This is a genomic window from Pseudoalteromonas sp. J010, assembly GCF_003934235.1.
In the GTDB taxonomy this organism is placed as follows: Bacteria; Pseudomonadota; Gammaproteobacteria; order Enterobacterales; family Alteromonadaceae; genus Pseudoalteromonas; species Pseudoalteromonas peptidolytica.
In genome coordinates this window covers 41,193-57,710 of sequence record NZ_RDBW01000037.1, presented here as the reverse complement: position 1 = coordinate 57,710, position 16,518 = coordinate 41,193, and the positions used below count along the sequence as shown (strand labels likewise).

General features: G+C 41.8%; 13 protein-coding genes and 1 pseudogene. 8 read left to right on the top strand and 6 right to left on the bottom strand.

Annotated features, from left to right (window positions below; all coding sequences use genetic code 11):
- Positions 1 to 595: 595 nt before the first annotated feature.
- From pgl to EAG18_RS18505, 3 genes and pseudogenes are all read right to left on the bottom strand, one after another.
- Positions 596 to 1,306, bottom strand: coding sequence for a 6-phosphogluconolactonase (gene pgl, locus EAG18_RS18515; RefSeq protein ID WP_125253845.1), 711 nt, complete (start codon positions 1,304 to 1,306; stop codon positions 596 to 598).
- Complete coding sequence (gene zwf / locus EAG18_RS18510; RefSeq protein WP_125253844.1) at positions 1,306 to 2,775, bottom strand: glucose-6-phosphate dehydrogenase; 1,470 nt, start codon at positions 2,773 to 2,775, stop codon at positions 1,306 to 1,308. The genes pgl and zwf overlap by 1 nt, the downstream gene beginning before the upstream one ends.
- A 373-nt stretch (positions 2,776 to 3,148) precedes the next feature.
- Positions 3,149 to 4,658: pseudogene (locus tag EAG18_RS18505) on the bottom strand (glucose-6-phosphate isomerase).
- A 373-nt stretch (positions 4,659 to 5,031) separates the two neighbouring features.
- On the opposite strand from EAG18_RS18505, the gene EAG18_RS18500 reads away from it, so the two are divergent.
- Positions 5,032 to 6,069, top strand: a complete 1,038-nt coding sequence (locus EAG18_RS18500) for a LacI family DNA-binding transcriptional regulator (RefSeq protein ID WP_125253843.1) — start codon at positions 5,032 to 5,034, stop codon at positions 6,067 to 6,069.
- Between the two features lie 172 nt (positions 6,070 to 6,241).
- Here the strand turns inward: EAG18_RS18500 and EAG18_RS18495 are convergent, their stop codons facing one another.
- The gene (locus tag EAG18_RS18495; RefSeq protein WP_125253842.1) at positions 6,242 to 7,315 is read right to left on the bottom strand and encodes an AI-2E family transporter; all 1,074 of its coding nucleotides are present in this window, start codon (positions 7,313 to 7,315) and stop codon (positions 6,242 to 6,244) included.
- A gap of 309 nt (positions 7,316 to 7,624) precedes the next feature.
- Here EAG18_RS18495 and EAG18_RS18485 point away from each other — a divergent pair, with 309 nt between their 5' ends.
- From EAG18_RS18485 to EAG18_RS18465, 5 genes are all read left to right on the top strand, one after another.
- The gene (locus tag EAG18_RS18485) at positions 7,625 to 8,290 is read left to right on the top strand and encodes a hypothetical protein (protein ID WP_125253840.1); all 666 of its coding nucleotides are present in this window, start codon (positions 7,625 to 7,627) and stop codon (positions 8,288 to 8,290) included.
- A 1-nt stretch (position 8,291) separates the two neighbouring features.
- A complete protein-coding gene (locus EAG18_RS18480) occupies positions 8,292 to 9,743 on the top strand; it encodes a M48 family metalloprotease (RefSeq protein WP_125253839.1) in 1,452 nt (483 codons plus the stop codon).
- A gap of 136 nt (positions 9,744 to 9,879) precedes the next feature.
- Positions 9,880 to 10,227, top strand: coding sequence for an arsenate reductase (glutaredoxin) (gene arsC / locus EAG18_RS18475; protein WP_125253838.1), 348 nt, complete (start codon positions 9,880 to 9,882; stop codon positions 10,225 to 10,227).
- Positions 10,227 to 10,778, top strand: coding sequence for an NAD(P)H:quinone oxidoreductase (gene wrbA, locus EAG18_RS18470; protein ID WP_125253837.1), 552 nt, complete (start codon positions 10,227 to 10,229; stop codon positions 10,776 to 10,778). Before arsC ends, wrbA begins: the two co-directional genes overlap by 1 nt.
- Entirely contained in the window at positions 10,775 to 11,215 is a 441-nt protein-coding gene (locus EAG18_RS18465) for a DUF2069 domain-containing protein (RefSeq protein WP_125253836.1), read from the top strand. Before wrbA ends, EAG18_RS18465 begins: the two co-directional genes overlap by 4 nt.
- Before the next feature lie 114 nt (positions 11,216 to 11,329).
- Here EAG18_RS18465 and EAG18_RS18460 read toward each other — a convergent pair whose 3' ends face one another.
- Positions 11,330 to 12,664: an ankyrin repeat domain-containing protein gene (locus EAG18_RS18460; protein WP_125253835.1), complete on the bottom strand. Its 1,335-nt coding sequence runs from the start codon at positions 12,662 to 12,664 to the stop codon at positions 11,330 to 11,332.
- A 144-nt stretch (positions 12,665 to 12,808) separates the two neighbouring features.
- Between EAG18_RS18460 and EAG18_RS18455 the strand changes: the two genes are divergently transcribed.
- Complete coding sequence (locus EAG18_RS18455; protein ID WP_125253834.1) at positions 12,809 to 13,012, top strand: DUF2897 family protein; 204 nt, start codon at positions 12,809 to 12,811, stop codon at positions 13,010 to 13,012.
- A 109-nt stretch (positions 13,013 to 13,121) separates the two neighbouring features.
- Here EAG18_RS18455 and EAG18_RS18450 read toward each other — a convergent pair whose 3' ends face one another.
- Entirely contained in the window at positions 13,122 to 14,279 is a 1,158-nt protein-coding gene (locus EAG18_RS18450) for an endonuclease/exonuclease/phosphatase family protein (RefSeq protein ID WP_125253833.1), read from the bottom strand.
- A gap of 165 nt (positions 14,280 to 14,444) precedes the next feature.
- Here EAG18_RS18450 and EAG18_RS18445 point away from each other — a divergent pair, with 165 nt between their 5' ends.
- Positions 14,445 to 16,490 (top strand): ATP-binding protein, encoded by a 2,046-nt coding sequence (locus tag EAG18_RS18445; RefSeq protein WP_125253832.1) that lies wholly within the window; start codon positions 14,445 to 14,447, stop codon positions 16,488 to 16,490.
- Positions 16,491 to 16,518 lie beyond the last annotated feature (28 nt).

Genomic DNA, 16,518 nt, shown 5'->3' with positions numbered 1-16,518 from the left:
TACGTCAAAATAGGTACGTCAAAATAGGTACGTCAAAATAGGTACGTCAAAATAGGTACGTCAAAATAGGTACGTCAAAATAGGTACGTCAAAATAGGTACGTCAAAATAGGTACGTCAAAATATGGTGAATACACACAAGGGGATGTGTATTCATTTTCCCATTCGGCTTGGGCAGAAGCTACAGATGAGAATAAATATCAATGACAACGCTGTCATTATAGTATTGAGGGTTACTCCTGTCTAGTAATTTTAAGAGAATTTTTTATGACAAATGCCCATAAACTCTGCGATTGACACGTAAGTCATTGCTCTCTTTTGCACAAATTAGAATACCCCATTATGGGACTTGCTGATAAGCTCAATGCTTAATTTTAAATAAGTAAAAACTATTGCTGTTATTCGTAAGAAGTAAGAAGTAAGAAGTAAGAAGTAAGAAGTAAGAAGTAAGAAGTAAGAAGTAAGAAGTATTGTTTTCGTTTATCTGCTAAATGTCCAATGATACTAAATTTTTAGATTCAAGCCACAAATCAAACTATAAGGTCGGCTCTCAAGCCGACCTTATAGTTTAGCTATGTATTTGTGTATGCTTGAAGTTAAGGGCACCAAAATACAGTCAAATTAATATCAGGATGAGTTAATACAGCACGTAGTGGAACCGAATACTCTGAGCCTGGTTGCTTTGCAGCTTCATACACTGCCTTTTTCTCCTCACCAGAGATCAATAATACAACGGTTTTAGAATGAGCTATTCCTGCTAGTGATAGACTCATACGCTCTGTTATCTCTCCTGTGACTTCACTTTGATGCGCATTGATTGCACACACCGTATCGGTAGTTGTTAGTGCATGTTCTAACCCATCGGCATTAGGAAATAAGCTCGCAGTATGACCATCAGGTCCCATCCCAAGAATCGTTACATCAAAAGGCCGTTTCAATGCAGCATAGTCAGACTCACACACTTGCACGCCCTCTTCTGCCGATGCAGCTCGATTCTTCATTGTTACAAATCGAGCGCCCGACGCCTTGTCTTGTAACAATGTCGATTTGATAAATGCTTCGTTAGACTTTTCATGCTCAGCGTCTACCCAACGTTCATCAACCATAGCAACCGTGATTTTGTCCCAGCCAAGCTCGACACCACTCAGATGACGATACGCTGGTGCAGGTGAAGAGCCACCCGAAACCAATAACACCGCTTTACCATCTGTTGCGATCCCCTCCGAGAGAGCTGTTTGCAGCAATTCAGTAAGCGCTGCTGTCATTTCGTCTTTAGAAACAAACTCTCTTTCTGTGATATTAGCCATTACGCATGCTCTCCTGCATTAAACCAGACATGTTTATTTTCTTCTAGTAATTCATCTGCATCCTCAGGTCCCCATGAACCAGCGCGATAAAGAGATGGTGCACCTTTACCTTGCCAACGTTCAACAATCGGATCTATCCATTGCCATGCTTGGCGCACCTCATCACGATGGATAAACAGTGCTGGATTATTCGCTGCTGCGTCTAACATTAGACGCTTATAGGCGTCTGAGTGGTAACCATTGTTATACTTTTCACTTAAGGAAATATTGAGCGTTACAGGCTCAAGTTGCATCTCAAGATTATCGAGACGTTTTGACATTAACGTTAACTGAATACTTTCTTCCGGCTGCAGTCGAATAACCAAACGGTTTGGCTGAATAGGGCCTGCCGCGTCACCATACACATTGTGAGAAACCGGCTTATACTCAACCACGATTTCAGCGCAGCGTTTTTTCATGCGCTTACCGGTTCTTAGATAAAAAGGCACGCCTGACCAACGCCAGTTATCTATATGTGCGCGGATAGCTACAAAGGTCTCGGTTTTACTTGAACCTTCACCTAACTCTTCGAGATAACCAGGGACTAACTTACCTTCCAAATCGCCTGGCACATATTGACCTCGTACCACATTATCATCGACCTGCTCACCTACCAGAGGTCGTAGTGCTTCTAACACTTTTAGCTTTTCAGTACGGATGCTATTGGCATTGAGTTTATGAGGAGACTCCATCGCAACCAAACATAGTAATTGCAGTAAATGGTTTTGTACCATGTCGCGAAGCGCACCTGCTTTGTCATAAAAGCCAGCTCGACTCTCCAAGCCCACAGTTTCTGAAATACTGATCTGAATATTATCAATCGTTTTAGCATCCCACAGGTTTTCAAATAATGCATTTGAAAACCTCAACGCCATCAAGTTTTGTACTGTCTCTTTACCTAAATAGTGGTCGATACGAAACACTTGCTCTTCGGCAAAAAACTCACCAATTTTAGCGTTAATCTCTTCAGCAGATTTGCCGCAATAGCCAATTGGTTTTTCCACAACAACACGAGAGTGCTCAGTGATTAACCCTTTAACTGACAACAGTTCACAACAACGGCCATATACCGCAGGTGGCAGCGATAAATAGAATACACGAGACTTTTCTTCACCATCTGCCAAGATATTTTTTAGTGTATCCCAATATTCATCTCCTTCTGTCACATTCACAACAACAGGAACTAAAAATTGCGAAAATGCAGACCAATCTTTTTTGTTGTATTCACCTTTGCCGAGATGGGTTTGTAACGCACTATGAGTCGTTTCGATAAATTCTTGTTGTTTATTTTGCTCACGAACGGTCGGTAAAATGCGAGTGCCCTCAGGTAGGTTACCTTCTTGATATGCACGATACAAAGCTGGTAGGAGTTTACGAAGTGCTAAATCACCCCCCCCACCAAAAATTACGATGTCAAAAGGATTAAGCATAATTCACTCTCATAGGTTAGGCGCGTGCTTTGTACACGCATTGTTTATTCGATTTGGCGCTACTCCAAAGCCTACCAAATTACTTAGCTAACGGGTGATGTTTCGATTGCAACGTACTGTAATACCAGTGTTACTTAATATCTACTCAATTTGAGGCTGAGGCCCGACGCTTATTGCATTAGAGGTTCCCAGTTTAAAATAACTAAGCTGTAAAGCATTCGCCTAGCTCCGCGTCTCAAAATAGATATTTAATGCACTTTGGTATAAATGAGCCTTAGAAGCCTGTATTTCCTCTCACAAAAATACAGGCTCTAAGCACTCCAGCGCTACCCGTTCAAAGGTATTCTGTTTACTTTAAGTTCCACTTAAAGTGTTAATTCTTTCTTTTTTGCTTATAGTAAGCCATCAATCCAGCTGTAGAGCTATCGTGAGGGTGAGTGATGCCTTCTTGCGTTAACTCAGCTTCTATATTAGAAGCTAACCCTTTACCCAGCTCAACACCCCACTGGTCAAATGAACACACATTCAAAATAATGCCCTGACAGAAAATTTTGTGCTCATATAGTGCTATTAGACGACCGACCGCTTTGGCATCAATTTTATCAAGGATAAACGAAGAGGTTGGACGGTTGCCTTTATGAATTTTGTGCGGGATCAAATCATCAATTTCAGACTCTGATTTACCTTTAGCAGCTAAATCTGTTCGCACTTGCTCTGCATTTACACCTGCCATCATAGCTTCTGTTTGCGCAAAGAAGTTTGACAGCAAAATTTCATGATGTTTTCCGACTTGCTGTTGAGGCTCAATTGATGCGATGAAGTCAGCTGGCACTATCACATTACCTTGATGTAGACACTGATAAAACGCATGTTGGCCATTAATCCCTGTCATTCCCCATATAATAGGTACTGTGGTGTAATCAACCTGCTCACCTGGCCATCAGCAACGGAATGTTGTCCTGATTACTGGCACTTTTAAAATGCTCATCCACTTCAAATGCACCTTCAAGCACTTCAACAAACACATCAAAGCCTAAATATAACGCAATCGGTAAGCCTATTGCACTCCAAAGCGAAAAGCGTCCACCAACCCAATCCCACATGGTAAATACATTTTCATCGCTGATACCAAATGCACGTGTTTTATCTAGATTCGTGCTTACGGCGACAAAGTGCTTTGCTATGGCTGATTTATCATTCGCTGACTCTAAAAACCATTCGACAGCGGTCTTTGCATTGGTCATGGTCTCAGAAGTCGTAAAGGTTTTTGAAGACACCACAAATAGCGTTGTTTCAGCATCTAGCCCTTTGAGTACCGACGCTATCTGCACACCATCAACATTAGAGACATAATGCACATTAAGAGTATCATCAGCATAAGCTGCCAGTGCATCCGTTACCATTTGCGGGCCAAGGTTTGAGCCACCAACCCCTATCGCAACCACATTTTTTACCGCTTTACCGGTGTAACCTACCCATTCACCAGATCGAACTCGTTGACTAAACGCTTTTAGTTTTTCTAATTCCGCATTTACTTGTTCTGTGACGTTTACGCCATCAACATAAACAGGTGTATTGGCTCTATTTCTCAGAGCGGTATGTAATACGGCTCGATTTTCAGTGATGTTGATCTTTTGGCCAGAAAACATTTTTTCTCGCCAACCGGCAACATCACATTCGTCTGCTAGCTGCATCAGTTCAGAAAATGTTTGGTCATCAACACGTTGCTTGGAGAAGTCGAACAATACACCGGCAATTTGACGAGAAAACTTATCAAATCGTTGGGTATCATTGTCAAACATCGTTTTTAAATGCTGCTGTTCAACTCGCGGCACCGACTGACGAAGCTTTTGCCAACTATCCAATTCTACACGACCACTCATTACACACTCCCCTAAGATGCGTGTTACTCCCTTATATTTCAGGAAGTAACAACAAAGAAACACTTTTAATTAAGCACATTATGTCAAAATGACAACGCTGTCAAACTGCTTCTTTTCAATTTTACATTGCGAATAATAACCTAAAATTAAATTTTTGACACCGGTATCATTCATTTATTTCTGCGAAATGTAGTGCTAAATTCTGTATATAATAAATAGCCTAAGAAAAATAGATGATCCTTTTATTAAGACGTAATGGCAAATAAGTAATTACAATGGAATACTGTGCGCTAGCTTAAACTTGCATAAAACGCTACTATTCCTCTGCGCTTAATAATGATCTACACACTCCTGTAAATAGAAGAACAACTACATGAAAGTCACTATTAACGATGTCGCCAAATTAGCTGGCGTATCAATGAAAACAGTATCGCGGGTAATCAATAAAGAACCTTCAGTTAGACAAAAGACTTATGACCAAGTAATGCAGGCTGTAAAAGAGTTAAACTATCAGCCTAACATTGCTGCAAGAAACTTAGCCGGTACTTCTTCATTTGCTATCGGGTTAGTGTACGACAATCCCAACGCATATTATGTAATCGATATGCAGAATGGGGTGTTATCTCGTTGTAAAGATGAAGGCTATGAGCTGGTAATACACCCTTGCAGTTTTAGCTCGGAAGATATGGCTGATGAACTGGTGACGATGATCAAACGTTCTCGCTTGGCAGGGCTTGTCTTAACGCCTCCTTTATCAGAGCAACAAGCTATCATCGACTTATTAGATGAGCTTGACATTCATTACGTACGATTGCTTTCTGGTCGAGCTGAAGAAGCACGAAGCAGTGCCAAAAATTGTATTTTTGTGGACGATTATGCGGCCGCTTATGAAATTACAGAGCATTTGATTAGCTTAGGACACAAAAAAATAGCTTTTGTTTTAGGCGATCAGGAACACAAATCAACCGCCGAGCGTTTAGCTGGCTACAGGGACGCCCTAGCAGCTCATAAGATACAACCGGATGACTCCCTACTCTACCATGGTACTTACTCGTTTGAGTCTGGTGTTCAAGGTGCAAAATCTTTACTTGCCGATGGTAATCCAAACAGCATCACCGCAATTTTAGGTGGTAATGATGAGGTTGCTGCTGGCGCACTTTTTGCCGCACGCCTGATGAATATAGAGATCCCAGGCCAACTTTCGATCAGTGGCTTCGAGGACTCTCCGTTCTCGCGCCAAACTTGGCCCAAGCTCACTACAGCTCACCAAGCAAATAATGTCATTTCAGAGCACGCTGCACGACTGCTGTTTTCAAAAACAAGAGGCCACCGCAATAGTGACAAAGATATTTGTCACGTGTTTACACCAAATATGGTAGTCAGAGAAAGTACTGGCAGAGTCGTTCAGTAACAGCTTGGCATAGCTAAAATGCGATATGATTTGTCTTGCGCCTATTTTTAGGCGCCAGACAAATCCCATGATAAGGCGCTTTTGACTCATTCAGTGTCAACGTACGCCCAGATGTTGAACGGTATTAAACTTTCGGTTGGTGACGAAGATCCCGCTACGCCACTTGGCACCATTAATCTTGCTTTGCTATCAGCCCTTGGTTATTGCTTGACCAAGCATTGATGAGTGCTTTTACTAGCGACGCTAAAGGAATGGCGAAAAACACCCCCCAAAAACCCCAAAGGCCACCAAAAAACAGCACAGCAACAATGATGTACACTGGGTTTAAATCTACCGCCTCAGAGAATAACAGTGGTACTAAAACATTGCCATCCAATGCCTGAATAACACCATAAGCTATCACGATAGTCCAAAATTCAGGAGCAAGACCAAATTGGAATAATGCCACTGCAGCAACTGGCAGCGTCACTAACGCGGCCCCGATAAATGGAATTAGAACAGAGAGCCCAACTAACGCCCCCAAGAGCGCTGCATAACGCAAGTCTAAAAACGAAAAGGTGGCATAACTAACTAATCCTACAATGATAATTTCAAACACTTTCCCGCGAATGTAATTCATTATTTGCTGATCCATCTCATGCCAAACTTGTGAGATAAGTTTGCGATCTTTGGGAATAACTTGTGAAATTCCAGACGTCAGCTCTTTTTTGTCTTTAAGCATAAAGAAGGCAAGCAAAGGCACAAGTACTAGGTATATCATCCAAGCCACAACATCCTTTAATGAAGTAAGCGAGGCTGAAACAAGGATCTCCCCTAATTCCAGTATTTTATTCTCGACTGATGTCACAATGGCTTGTACTTGAGTCGTAGAAATCAACGTCGGGTAATATTCCGGTAAGTGTAAAAGGAAGTCCTTACCCTCTTCAATCATTGTTGGACTTTCTTGCAACAGATTACTCAGTTGTTGCCAAAGCACAGGAACGATACCAAATACTAGCCCTAAAGCGATGCTGGCAAATGCTGCCATCACTAAGATAACAGACACCAACCGGCTGCCAGTGATCCGCGCAAGCTTATTAACTGGCCATTCTAATAAGTATGCGATCACAATAGCGACCAATACTGGCATCACATAGCTACCAAAAAAGTACAGTAGCGCCACAGTTGCAACCAAAAGCAACAACAGTGTCACCGAGTGCGGATCAGAAAACTTTTTGATATACCATGCTTTTACTAACTCAAACATCCGCGATCTCCAAATACATCTCGCCGTTTTCCAATTCAATTATTCGGTACTTCACAGCAACTCCGTCTAAATAATGGGTAATATCTGTTAAATCTTGCGCTTGGTTTAACAATAATTTAAGTCTGCCCAGTGTATAATTGTGGTGCTTCAGGCGCCACTTAAATTGTACAAACAGGGCTGGACAAGTTAACCCTCTAAGATCATGAACAGATTTTGGCTCTGGACCGCTACACAATTCAGTCAATACGGTAGCCCTCAAGGCGTTGATGGTTTATTYTTAGTAACATATTCTACTTTTTGGGAATCTTAATGCCAGGCGTTAATAATAAGGCCCAATTGCCAGCCAATCCAACATTAAAAGAAATAAATTGGTACAAAAAACAAATAAATTGGGGCGAGCTTCCACCATTTTATCATCTTGTAGCCTCTGCGGTCAGCGAATGTGAGGGACTGCTCCATCATGGCTTTGATAATGCAGTGAAGCGATTATTAGACAAACGAAATTGGAATCTTGAGCTATTAGGGGGATACGAAGATGATAGTGGGATTATTCAATGTGAAAACAAACCAAAAATAGCTTTACATCAAGTGTTTACTGACCGTGGTTTTGAACTTTGGGCATATCCAATAGCAAAAGGTACCAGAATTGACGCTTATGTAAAAGATAATCGATTTTTAGAGTTTCGTGTATGGGATCCTCATACCATGAAAAACTTGCTTCGTATCAATCAATTACATAAGTTCATTGCATTTTATTTTGAACGCGGTGACATTGCCGACAAAGCCCTTATCCTGCATGCTCACAAAGTATTGCATATGACCATTAGCTTTTTGCAAAAAGAATTGAACATCACAGGAGTTGATGGGGTCTCAATAAAAGACTTTTACCAACTTTGCGAAAAAGATGCTCGAGCATGCCATGACGAAGTTGACCTCGCTAGAATAATGCTCGGAGAGGACCTTAAAAGGGATTAGAATGCAGTTTAGACCCCTGTTAAACTCAATATTATTAACATGTGCACTCGTAACGACACATTCGAGTGTTGCACAAACCGAATTAAAATTACCCGATCTTGGCACTTCCGCGTTGCAAGTGTTGCCGATTGAAAAAGAACAAGCAATAGGCGAAGTGATGATGATGCAGCTTCGCTCTCGCTCTCCTGTGGTTGGCGATCCTGTGCTGGAAGAGTATTTGACCAGCTTGGGCAACCGCCTTGTTGCCAATGCTAACGATGTCCGCTTCCCGTTTACCTTTTTTTGGATAAACAACAAAGACATCAACGCCTTTGCATTTTATGGTGGTCACGTAGGAGTACACACAGGGCTAATTGCACAGTCTGATAACGAGAGCCAACTGGCCTCAGTCATTGGGCACGAAATTGCACACGTCACTCAACGCCACTTAGCTCGACGAGTACAAAATGCTCAAGACAATAGCGCATTAACAATCGCCGGACTCATTACCGGTATCTTGGCAACCGTAGTAGCTCCCGATGCGGGTATTGCAATTTTATCGGCAAGTCAGACACAGTCCTCATTAAACCAGCTAACTCATAGCCGCAAAGCTGAGCAAGAAGCTGATCGCTTTGGTATGAATACACTCTACAAAGCGGGTTTTGACCCTAACGCAGCCAGCGAGTTTTTAACCAAACTATCTGACCAAATACGCTTTAAAAATAAGCCTCCAGCTTTTTTACTCACCCACCCACTGCCTGACAGCCGAGTGTCGGATGTGCGCTTGAGAGCTCAGCAGTTTGAAAAGAAACATTATTCTTCAAGTCTTTCCTATGCCCTTGCAAAGAGTCGAGTACTGGCCCGCTATTATTATGATGACGAAACAGCCGTTGCATTTTTTCAAAATCAACTTCAGCAGTCCCAAAAGTTAGATAAACGTGCTATCAAATATGGTCTTGCCATCGCACTGTTAGACACAAAGCAATATCAAGAGTCAGGTAAGCTGCTAGATGAGTTGTTGGCAAAAGAGCCAAACAACTTGTTTTACTTAGATGTATATACCGATTACCTTATCGCTACCGATGCCCCGCAAAAAGCAGTTGAAATGCTCAGTGCTCAACATCAACTACGGCCTAACAATCAGGTGATCACGCTTAACTATGCAAACGCAGCAATTAAAGCAAAACAGTATGAACTGGCAGAGCAGCTGCTAAAAATTTTCCTATTAGAGAAACCGGATCATATTTTAGCAAGGGATCTTCTCACACAAGCCTACGAGTTTTTGGATAACAAAGCGGCATATCATGAGTCAAAAGCCAGTGTATACTCACAGTATGGCGCATTTAGTAAGGCAGCAGATGAAGTACAACGTGCGCTTAACCACGTTCAAGATAATGAGGACATTAAACGGACGCGACTCAAGGCATTACTGAGCCAATATAGAAATATGCAAAAAGAAATTGCCAAGTTGTAATCTTGTCAGCCTTTCATACCATCTCGGCTTTAAAACTGTAGAATTAAAGCCGATTTCCTTTTACTTAGCTTTTCGTCAACTAGACATTACGTTATGATCAGGCAGAGTCCAACATTACTAAAATAGAGCTTAAATAATGTCTATCGAAATATATCATAATCCACGTTGTTCAAAATCACGTGAAACTCTGGCGCTACTAGAGTCCAATGGCATTAGCCCCACAGTAATCGAATACTTAAAAACGCCTCTGGATGAAGAAACGCTCTCGGCGCTACTTACAAAGCTTGGTTTTAGCTCTGCTCATCAATTGGTGCGTAGCAAAGAGACGTTATACAAAGAGCTAGGGTTATCTAAAGAAACAGATGAAGCACAACTTCGTAAAGCGATGCTTGAAAACCCTAAACTCATTGAGCGCCCAATTGTTGTTAATGACAATAAAGCGGCGATTGGTAGACCACCCGAGTCGGTACTTGAAATTCTCTAATGGCTACCGTTCTCGTTTTATATCACTCCAGCCATGGCTCTGTGGCAAACATGGCTCATGAGTTTGCAGACACTATTGTCGCCCAAGGTGGCAACGCTGTGGTGCGGGTATTTGAAAAACGTCAAGAGCATGATGCCGTAGTTTCCAAGCAAGATTTAGTCAGCTGTGATGCGTTAGCCTTTGGTACCCCCACTCGATTTGGAATGATGGCATCTCAAGCAAAAGCATTTTGGGAAACGACCAGTGATTTGTGGCTGAAAGGCGCGTTAATCGATAAACCCGCATGCGTCTTTTCGTCATCAAGCAGCATGCACGGCGGCAACGAAGCTACTTTACTCAACCTATCACTTCCTTTACTGCATCATGGCATGATGTTACTTGGAGTACCCTATGATGTACCCGAGTTATTAGCAACAGAAAGTGGCGGTACTCCCTATGGTGCAACACATATTTCTGGGAGCCAGAATAGTACCGTGCTTACTCAAACAGAAATTAAAATTTGTCGCGCAGCTGCCTGTCGGTTACTGCGTGTAGCGGAAAAGTTGAAATGAACACTATTGCAAAAAAGCCTATCACAAAACGCTTTCAGCTCTTGGCGCTAATAGGTTACTTTGGGCTATTAATTTTGATGCCATTGTGGCTTTTTGTACTCGCACCAAGAGAAGGTTATAGCTTAGGTTTTGTCTTCGCGGTTTACGTTTTACCGCTGTTACTTCCGCTCAAGGGGATACTCCAAGACAAACCATACACATACGCATGGGCTAATTTTATCGTTATGTTTTACTTCATCCACGGATTCACACTCTTGTGGATCTCTCCCGATGAGTTGCTTTTAGTATTACTAGAAATAGCGCTAGCAACGTCGATGTTTATCGGTTGTACTTATTATGCAAGGCACAGAGGTCAAGAGTTAGGCTTAAAGATTAGGAAGTTAAAAGAAGATCTAGCAGATGAGAAAGCAGCGCACGAACATAGCCAAGATCAGTGATATATTTTTTGAGGCTGAACTCATCACTTAAGCCCAGCCCCTGACTGACTTAATACTTGCTCAATGCTGACAAGTATTAAGTCGGTATAAGAAGGTAAAATTGTGACTATGCCACTATCGCAAAGACAGCACTGCGATTAATACCAAAACAGAGAATAAAATTTGTATTCCAATACTCACCCAAGCCAGTGCGTTTACGCCAAGTAACGACCAAGGCGTCGAGTTATTTGGATATAAAGGATTGCTGCGCTTTCGTCTTGCTATTGCAAATATCCCAATCGATGCTGCCGTAGTGACCAAAGTCGCAATGGTTTTTTCATCGACCTCATCGGTAAAAAAGAGAAATAATTGCAACGGTAATAAAATTGCGGCAAAGGCATAGAGCATGTGAACCGTTTTGATTTTTTGATACTTTGCATCATTGGATAGTTCGATTATCCCACGTTGCTCAAACGTTTGCTTTGACGTTAGCGCCTGTTGTTTCATGGCAACTCGATATGGGGTATCACCGTAAATATCGGCTAATGTAGGATCGTCTCCATGATCAAAAATCATGTCTATCATAGCCGCTGAGTTAGATGCTGCGGCATAGTGCATAAAGTTTCGTCCACACTCGTCAAGTTCGTTGACATTATGGTACGTCAGCATCGGCTCAACAGCACTTACAAAACCATTTTCAATAGCCAGCATAATTGCTGAGCGCCCTTTACTATCTTTTGCTACCCCTTTTGCTCCTTGATTAACCAGCGTGAGAATAGCGGATTGTTTAACTTGCTGCTGTGTGAGCTGAAATAACAGTGCTTGCTCCAATTGCTTTGCCACTTCACCTTGGTCGCACATAGCGCATAGCAACTCGAATGTTTGACGGCCATCCAATAAACCATCTGTCGCAAGCTTCGCTGTCTCATCACGGTCACGTACACAGGTTTCTAAATTATCAAGCAAAGTAGCATGAATTGCTTCTTCACTGTTACACCAAAGAGATACAACTTCTTCTGGTGCAAACTGAATACCCACTTCTATCAACCATATCAGTGTTTTTTCAAATTGCTTTTCGCACAGCAATTCAATAAAAGACAAGCTCTGGTTTTGGAGCTGCATTTGGATATTTGAATACTGTCCTAAACGCTGGATAAGTGTCTTGATTAATTCATCTTGTTCAACACCGTTTTCTTCGATATGTCGCGTTACACTATTAACATATTGGCGTTGCTTGTCGTCATAATCGTCAATATGTTGAAAGTAGCAAGCTTCAAAAGGTTCCAACGGCCTGAGCCAGGCAAGATAAAACAGCGGAGGAAGTATCGTAGTGGTTACCCCCTGCTCGTCTTTTATTTGTTGGCAATTCGGCCATGCCTCTATGGCATCTAGAATGTAAGCACCGTTTTGTTCGATTAACCCTTTCAGTAACATAGGGTATTGGGCAGGCCAAATTAACACTTGTTCCATGAATGCGCTATTATCCTCAGAATGTAAATATATGCAGCATAATTATCGCGAAATGACTAGGTGGTGAATAATATCAACAGTCGAGGTAAAATGCCCACCTATTTCAAAACAAATTTGAAAATTTACTATTTTTAAGGATTTACCATGGGTGAACAGCTCGAGACTTGGCAAGTTGTGTTAATTATCGTCGGTGTGCTGGGCGTCATTTGGAGCAATATCGCTTTACTCAAATACTCGGCAAAGTTTGAAATGAAAAAAAAGATCGATGATCAGCTAAAACCATTTGAGCCAACGTCGCCTGAAAAGGACAGTCAATCTTCACATAACAAAGATACAAGAAAGCCATAAAGCGAGTATCCACATCATAACGATACCAATACTCGCCCAGCAAACCGCTCAGCAAGGAGGCGTTTGCTTTCTATTTAGTTTGATAAACACCTGGTTGTAAAAGTGATTGTTACTTTAATTCAAGGTCAAGCCACACCAAGCGATGATCTGAGCTAGCATGGCGGCTTTCAACTAATCGATATAGTGGATCCGTGCTACTAGGCCAAAACACGCCGCTGTCTAAAACACGAACGCCATACTTTGAAGGTAAAACATAGTCGACCCGAGCTCCCCAATGAGCAGTGTAACTGCGACTATATTGCGCTTCACTATGCTGCTTGCCCCCTTTACTCACCGGCTCAAAAGCAGAGAACACATAGTGACTTTCTAATAGCTGTTCGATTACACCAGGACGATGTTTATCGCCTTGATCTGCAGCATTTAAATCACCCGCAATCACAAATCGAGTTTTCGCTTTTAGGCCACCTTTTACACCACTATCATCATAAATATATTCACTCCGTTTTGGGTCTATATAGTCGGCCATCAGTCTAATTTCATCGTGATTTCTGTTGCCATTACGGTCTTCTTCACCATCAAATACTGGAGGGGTTGGGTGCATAGCAAGGAAATGAAATACCTTTCCATTTACATCAATTGGCAGATCCCAATGTGACTTCGAGCTTAATCGTAAGACTTGCCACTCGTCAGCATGATAAAAAGGTGAGTTGCTTTTTGGATCTATGGTTTTTTTATGATTGGGCATATCCTTCCAAAGGAAATTTTGCAGTGTCCGCACTTGGCTATTTTTTATAGGATACTTAGACAACACAACCATACCGTATTGCCCTTCATAAAGGCCAAAGCCCTGCGCATCTCCAGCATAACGCGACTTTTTACCATCGTTGTCTAAATCAAATCGTGTTGGTAAGCCTGTGTTAACCGGTGCGATATAAAAGTACGGATATGATATCGGCTGCTGACCATGCTGACTTTTGTCCAAGTAGTTGTTCATAAATGCCAGCACGCCCTTCCCTGGTTCAGCAATGTAGTCAAACTCATTAAGCAGAATGACATCTGGACGAGCACGTTGAATGATCTCTGCGATGTTTTTTATTTGCTGATGTTGACCGTCTTGAAGTAACTTGCTTAGTTTCTCAGGATCAAGGGGTTCACCTTGCTGTTGATAGTTCGTCGCTTCCATGCTGACATTGAAAGTTGCCACCCGAAGCGTTTGAGCACTCGCAAACGACGCCATAAATAAAAAAGCTATACTGATAAATTTCATCTATTCACCTAAATAGTAGTGATAATCCCGCATCGCTTATTTTATTCATAATCTATTGAAAAACGGAAGTTATCTCGACAAAGTAGCAAGATTTATTGTTGGCAAGTTAGCAAAGAGCAGTTAAAGTTAAAAGATTATCTTAATTACACCAACGATGTGAAATTTGTGAGTATTTTAAAAAGGCTACATCTGATCACAACAAGCCAAGAAACCACATTCGATGAAAAAGTTACCGCACTTCTCAGTCTTGGGCTTGATGTATTCCAGCTCGACATTGCTATCGTAAGTGAAATAAACGCCAATATTTACACAGTAAAACATGTTATTACGCCGGATAATAGTCTGTCCGTTGGTACCACATTTGATTTTTCAGATACCTATTGTTGGCACACTTTTAAAGCAGGTAGTGCGCTGGCTTTCTCTCATGCAGGAAACAGCAAGATCGCAACACACCCCTGCTATATACACTTTGGCCTAGAAAGTTACATTGGCGCTCCCATCATTGTTGATGGAAATCGATATGGCACAGTGAACTTTTCTTCCCCTGATGCTAAACCCGATAGTTTCACTCAGGAGCATTTAGATTACGTCAGCTTGTTAGGACAGTGGATTGGCGTTGAGATTTCACGTCAAAAAACATTAAGACAACTACAGCATCGCTCTGAAGCACTTGCAGCAATGAGTCGATTAGCAGATATTGGCTCTTGGGAAGTAGATTTTAAAAAAAATAAAGTCTACTGGAGCCAACAAACCCGAGCTATTCACGGCGTATCAGAAGAGTTTGTACCGACGCTGGATAATGCCATTGCTTTTTATAAACCAGGTTCCCATCAAAACGATATAAAGCAAGCGATTAATGACGCAATCTCCTCTCGAACAAAGTGGGATATTGAGTCAATTATCATAGACGCACACGGTAATGAAAAGTGGGTTGCCTCTCATGGGCAGGGGGAATATGAAAATGGTGAATGCGTTAGAGTTTTTGGTGCAATTCAAGACATTGATGAGCAAGTTAAACTACGTTTAGCCTTAGATCAACAAAGAAAAGAAGCTGAGCAACTACTTAAAACTCGTAGTGACTTTATTGCCAAGATAAGCCATGAATTGCGTACCCCGTTGAATGGGCTTGTAGGCATGCTTCAAGCTTGCCACAAGGAAAATGATATTGATGCGATACAAAGTAACTTAACAATTGCCCGAAATAGCGCGGATATGTTGATCACCCTGATCAATGATGTATTGGACTTTAGTAAGCTTAATAGCAATAACTTAACGCTGGATAATACGCCGTTTGACTTAACGCAACTGGTCACCCAAGTTGTTGGCTTATACCATCCAGCTAGCCAAGAAAAAGGGCTGGCCATCAATGTACACATGAACAAGCTGGCTAACCTTTGGCTGTACTCTGATCCTACCAGAATAAAACAAATTCTCGCGAATTTGGTCAGTAACGCAATAAAATTCACCAAAGTGGGATGTGTTGATATCTATGCCGATGTCTTAACAGAAAACGAACAATTCTTGCTTCAATTACGTGTCTGCGATACTGGTATTGGGATTTCCGATGAGAACCAAAGTTTGCTTTTCCAGCCTTTTAGCCAAGGTGACCCCAGTATTAGTCGCCGCTTTGGTGGTACAGGGCTTGGTTTATCCATTGTGTTTGAGCTTTGCAATCTATTTGACGGCGATATACAAGTCTCAAGTGAAGTCGACAAAGGCAGTACGTTCACCGTTACTTTTCCCGTCGATTTTGCAAAGCAGCACGAGAACGCTCATACCGAGCCTTGCCCTTTATCGACACCTAATATTTCCTTAGCCGGATGTAAGATCTTATTGGTTGATGACAATCAAATTAATGTATTAGTGATGGAAAAGTTATTACAACAATTTGGTGCGGCTCAAATTGACATGGCATATGATGGTGTGAAAGCTGTAGAGGCGTGCCGTAAAAATCACTTTGATATTGTTTTTATGGATTGCATTATGCCCAATATGGATGGCTTTGACGCAACTAGAGCAATACGTAAACTCAATAGTAACACACAATCAATACCGCACATTATCGCTTTGACAGCCAATACATCAGAGTCGGATAAGCGAGCATGTCTAGATGCGGGCATGGACAGTTTTTTATCCAAACCAATCCAAATTGACGCGCTAAAAACGGCATTAACAACAGTTAAAGCTGTGAGCACAGAAGAAACACGGTGATTGGTTTCATCGTGTTTCTCGAAACACA

Coding starts and splice junctions, on each gene's coding strand:
- zwf (WP_125253844.1), bottom strand. CDS start 2,775: ATGCTTAATCCTTTTGACATCGTAATTTTTGGTGGGGGGGGTGATTTA.
- EAG18_RS18450 (WP_125253833.1), bottom strand. CDS start 14,279: ATGAAATTTATCAGTATAGCTTTTTTATTTATGGCGTCGTTTGCGAGT.
- EAG18_RS18455 (WP_125253834.1), top strand. CDS start 12,809: ATGGGTGAACAGCTCGAGACTTGGCAAGTTGTGTTAATTATCGTCGGT.
- EAG18_RS18460 (WP_125253835.1), bottom strand. CDS start 12,664: ATGGAACAAGTGTTAATTTGGCCTGCCCAATACCCTATGTTACTGAAA.
- EAG18_RS18495 (WP_125253842.1), bottom strand. CDS start 7,315: ATGTTTGAGTTAGTAAAAGCATGGTATATCAAAAAGTTTTCTGATCCG.
- arsC (WP_125253838.1), top strand. CDS start 9,880: ATGTCTATCGAAATATATCATAATCCACGTTGTTCAAAATCACGTGAA.
- EAG18_RS18465 (WP_125253836.1), top strand. CDS start 10,775: ATGAACACTATTGCAAAAAAGCCTATCACAAAACGCTTTCAGCTCTTG.
- EAG18_RS18485 (WP_125253840.1), top strand. CDS start 7,625: ATGCCAGGCGTTAATAATAAGGCCCAATTGCCAGCCAATCCAACATTA.
- EAG18_RS18480 (WP_125253839.1), top strand. CDS start 8,292: ATGCAGTTTAGACCCCTGTTAAACTCAATATTATTAACATGTGCACTC.
- EAG18_RS18500 (WP_125253843.1), top strand. CDS start 5,032: ATGAAAGTCACTATTAACGATGTCGCCAAATTAGCTGGCGTATCAATG.
- pgl (WP_125253845.1), bottom strand. CDS start 1,306: ATGGCTAATATCACAGAAAGAGAGTTTGTTTCTAAAGACGAAATGACA.
- wrbA (WP_125253837.1), top strand. CDS start 10,227: ATGGCTACCGTTCTCGTTTTATATCACTCCAGCCATGGCTCTGTGGCA.